Source organism: Rhizobium sp. SEMIA 4085 (genome assembly GCF_013004495.1).
Lineage (GTDB): Bacteria > Pseudomonadota > Alphaproteobacteria > Rhizobiales > Rhizobiaceae > Rhizobium > Rhizobium gallicum.
Genome location: NZ_JABEPH010000453.1, coordinates 1 through 4060, shown reverse-complemented (window position 1 = coordinate 4060; position 4060 = coordinate 1). Strand labels below are relative to the sequence as shown.

Annotated in this window: 4 protein-coding genes; 2 read left to right on the top strand and 2 right to left on the bottom strand. The window is 61.6% G+C overall.

Going from position 1 to position 4060, the window contains the following annotated elements:
- A partial coding sequence (locus tag C9413_RS28925; protein ID WP_246703875.1) for a cytochrome c occupies positions 1-525 on the top strand: 525 nt, incomplete at its 5' end.
- A 109-nt stretch (positions 526-634) separates the two neighbouring features.
- Here the strand turns inward: C9413_RS28925 and C9413_RS28920 are convergent.
- Positions 635-1213, bottom strand: coding sequence for a type 1 glutamine amidotransferase family protein (locus C9413_RS28920; RefSeq protein WP_039844303.1), 579 nt, complete (start codon positions 1211-1213; stop codon positions 635-637).
- Positions 1214-1247: 34 nt separating this feature from the next.
- The gene (locus C9413_RS28915; protein WP_039844304.1) at positions 1248-1742 is read right to left on the bottom strand and encodes a GNAT family N-acetyltransferase; all 495 of its coding nucleotides are present in this window, start codon (positions 1740-1742) and stop codon (positions 1248-1250) included.
- A 298-nt stretch (positions 1743-2040) separates the two neighbouring features.
- Here C9413_RS28915 and C9413_RS28910 point away from each other — a divergent pair, with 298 nt between their 5' ends.
- A complete protein-coding gene (locus C9413_RS28910) occupies positions 2041-3870 on the top strand; it encodes a phospholipase D-like domain-containing protein (RefSeq protein WP_052451491.1) in 1830 nt (609 codons plus the stop codon).
- Positions 3871-4060: the final 190 nt, after the last annotated feature.

The window sequence follows — 4060 nt, the reverse complement described above, 5'->3', positions numbered from 1 at the left end:
AAGACGAAAAACGCGCGGCTCAGTGGTGCGACGTGCTCGGGGATGACTACCAGAGACAGTCACCGGAGCGGCAATGTCGCGCCGCCGCACCAACTGCCGTTCCCCTATGATATCCGGCTCGCACTTGGCGGCTGGAAGCTCCTCTATTTCAACGACGCGCCCCGTGTCGTGCTCGCCAACGCCGACGACAAGCTGAAGCGCGGCCGGTATCTCGTCGAGGGCCCCGGCCATTGCGGCGAATGCCATACGCCGCGTGACGCGCTCGGCGGCTTCGAGCCCGATATGTGGCTCGCAGGCGCTCCGAATCCGGAGGGCCGTGGTCGTATCCCGAACATCACCCCGGGCTCCAAGGACATCGGTTCCTGGAGCGAGGCCGATATCACCAACTACCTCGAAACCGGCTTCACCCCGGACTTCGACACCGCCGGCGGCTCGATGGCCGAGGTCCAGCGGAGTCTCGCGCATCTTCCGAAAGGCGATCTCGAAGCGATCGCCGCGTATTTAAAGGCGGTGCCGAGCCGATGATGCGTCGATCCCGAGATCGATCCGCGCGAGGCGGCGGACCGGCAGGAGCCTCAACCAATGGGCGGAAGTGATACTGTCGAGAGCGGCCGGAAAGTCGGCCGCCTGAGCCTCACGCAGCCTTCGGCTGGTGCTCCGCGCCAAACATCAAAAGATACTGGTCGAGATCCTCATTGCGGAAGTCGAGCGCCCGGTAGATTTCGGCGGCAAAGGTGGTCGGGGCGGAACCGGGGGCGGTGACCAGCATCCCGTCGCGCACCGCCGCCGGCGCGTCCTTGTAATGCGCATGCCCGCAATAGCCGGGCAGGTCGGCGATGAAACGCAAGGCATTGCTGGTATGCGCCGCATTGTTCAGCGCGCCCGCCTTTGCAAGCGCCAGCGTTGCGCCGCAGATCCCAGCAACCAGTTTGCCGCGGCCCATGAAATCGTCGATGACGGGCTTTAGATCCGGCGCCTTCTCGGTCTCCCAGATCATGCCGCCGCAAAGCACCAGACCGTTGAACGCCTCCGCCCGCAGCGCTTCGGCCGCCGTATCGGGCGTCACGCGCAGGCCGCCCATGGACCGCACCTCGGCGCCACCGGGCGCCGCCGTCACCACGTCGAAGCCGAATTCGGTGCGGGCGGAAGCCGTCAGCTGCCCGACCTCCCAGTCCGCGAAAGCCTCCGTCAGAACCACAGCAAGCCGTGTCATTTGTCTCTCCCTCGTCCGTTGGAGCGGCAGGCGCTCAAGCCAGCGCCTGCATATAGCGCATGCCGGTGACCGGGCGAGGGGTGAAGTCCATATGTTGATAGAAGCGGTGTGCCTGGATGTTTCCAGTCGCCGCACTCACTGAAAGGTAATCGCAGCCCGCATTCCTCGCGGTTTCGCGGGCGCGGTTGACGAGGTGCAGGCCGATGCCGTGGCCGCGATGGCCGTCGCGCACGAAGAGGTGGTGCAGGTCCATGCCACGCTTGCCTTCCTGCGCCCTGTAGAGCGGCACAAGGATGGCATAACCGATCAGCCCGTCGCCGGTTTCGGCCACTAGCGCCGTGATCCACGGAACCGGGCCGAAAAGGTCGCGTTCCAGTTGCTCGGGGGTGGCGATCGCCGCATCGCCGTGATGGGCGGCAAGCAGGGCGATCATCTCGTTGAGTGCCGGCAGGTCCCGCGGTTTTGCCGTGCGGATCGTCACCACCGGGGGGCGGATCAATGAAATTTCGCTGTCTTCGATTGCAATCATGGCCTTCGCGTCCTTGTATGGTGTTCTGCCGTCAGGACGCTGCCGATTACAACAAAGCCGCCTGACGGCGGCTTGTTGACAATATGATCTGTCTGGCCGCCCTTTACAGGTACAGCCAAAAATACGTGCTGGTGATGTGCGCGTTGTTGATCATGTGCGATAGATTCTCCAGAACGCGCGATTTGTCAATGGGGCGTCATCATCCGCGGATACTATCTGTTAAGTTGCGTCGCGTGGCGCTGTGGCCTTTTGTAGAAAATCCCATAATTCCAGACGAACGCTTTTACGGAGGGGCATCATGCGTTTCGTTTCCAAGGACGTTGAAGGATATCGCATTTTCGCAGTCACCGGTGTCAACACCGTCTCGTTTGCCGTCGACTACCAAAATGCCGATACGAAAGGCCTGCTCGGTTTCGCGGTCGAGCGTTACGACCCCACGGAAAACCAGCGCTATTTCGTCTATGGCATGAAGGTGTTCGCAAGCGTCATCCCGCAGCCGGACGAAAAAACGGTCGTCACGACCTACGATCACCCGGTGCAGAGTTTCGTGTGGGACGACTTCACGGCAAAGCCGGGCCGCCGATACGAATATTTCTTCTATCCGCTGAAAGGCAAGCCGAAGAACATCGACCGCAGCGCGCCGCCGGTAAAGATCGTGGTCACGACTGAGCCGCTCTTTACGGAGCTTGAGCATGATGTCTTCTTCAACCGCGGTGTTGCCAGCAGCCAGGCCTATCAACGCCGCTTCGGCAACGAAAAGCCTGACGATCTGCAGCCGGCGGAGAAGCGCCTTGAAGCGTTGCAATGGCTGAGCCGCGACCTCGACGAGGCGCTTTTCAGGTTCATCGATCAGGCGAGGGCCGGCGACACGCTCCTCGGATGCTTCTACGAATTCCGCTATCTGCCGGTCGCCGAGCGCCTGAAGGATGCCATCGATCGCGGCGTCGTAGTAAAGCTCATCCTCGACGCGAAGATCAACGAATACACCGACGGCAAGGGCAAGTTCCATCCGAGTTTTCCGCGCGAGGACAACAAGGCTATGGTCAAAGACGCCGGGCTTCCGGCGACGGTGATTGCCCGCTGGCGGGAAAACAATCCGAACAACATCCAGCACAACAAGTTCCTGGTCCTGCTGAAAGGTGCTGCGCAAAAGCCGGCGGAAGTCTGGACAGGTTCGACGAACATGTCGCCGGGCGGCATCCACGGGCAGACGAATGTCGGCCATTGGGTGCGCAATGCGGATGTTGCTGCGGCCTTTGAGGCTTACTGGAAGGCGCTCGAAAGCGATCCGGGCGCAGTTGAGGGAGAAACGAGAGCCGTATCCGATGCCAAGCGCAAGGCCTATCGCGACGCCGTGATGGGGCTGGCGCCGATTCCGGCGGACTGGGAGAATATTCCGAAAGGCGTATCGAGTGTCTTCAGTCCGCGGTCAGGAAGCAAGGTGCTCGATATGTACGTCGACGCGCTTGATTCCTCTACCGATTACGGCGGCATCACGCTTGCGTTCGGCATCGGCAAGAAATTCAAGACGGCGCTGGTCGACAACACGGAAGCCGAGATGCCACAGCGTCCCGTGATCTTCCTGCTCTTGGAAAAGCAGGACAAGCCCAATCCCCGTGCCAGCGATCCCTTCGTGCCGCTGAATGCGAAACATAACGTCTATCAGGCCTGGGGATCGTTCCTGCGCGATCCGGTCTACCAGTGGACGCGGGAAACCAATGCCCGGGCGCTCGGGCTCAACCAGCATGTGGCTTACGTCCACTCGAAATTTCTGCTGAAGGACCCGCTCGGCGCCGACCCGATCGTCGTGTCCGGTTCGGCGAATTTTTCAGAAGCTTCGACCAACGACAACGACGAGAATATGCTGCTGATCCGCGGCAGCGAACGCGTGGCCGACATCTACTTCACCGAGTTCAACCGGCTCTTCAACCACTATTATTTCCGCTCGATCCAGGAGGTCATGGCCGGGCGGAGCGACGGGCAAGCGAACGCCTCAGCCGACACCAGTGCAAGCCTCTTCCTGGACGAGAGCGAGACCCAGGAGTGGCTGAAGAAATACAAGCCCGGCACGCTGCGCTGGAAGCGCGTGCAGGTGTTCGCCAAGATGGCGGGCGCGAAGACGCTGTAGCGTTGCGGATCCGACAGAATATTCTATGGGATGTTGCGCAGCCCAAGCGGCGGCTCATCAAGCCGGTGGATGGGGGACGCAAGGAAGACCGCACCCCATGAGCGCCCCCGTCGGGGCTGCGCCCTGCGGGCTTGCAATCTCAGGATAAGGGTTGCTCGCCGGCGCCCGCCGCACGGCACTCGTCCTGAGG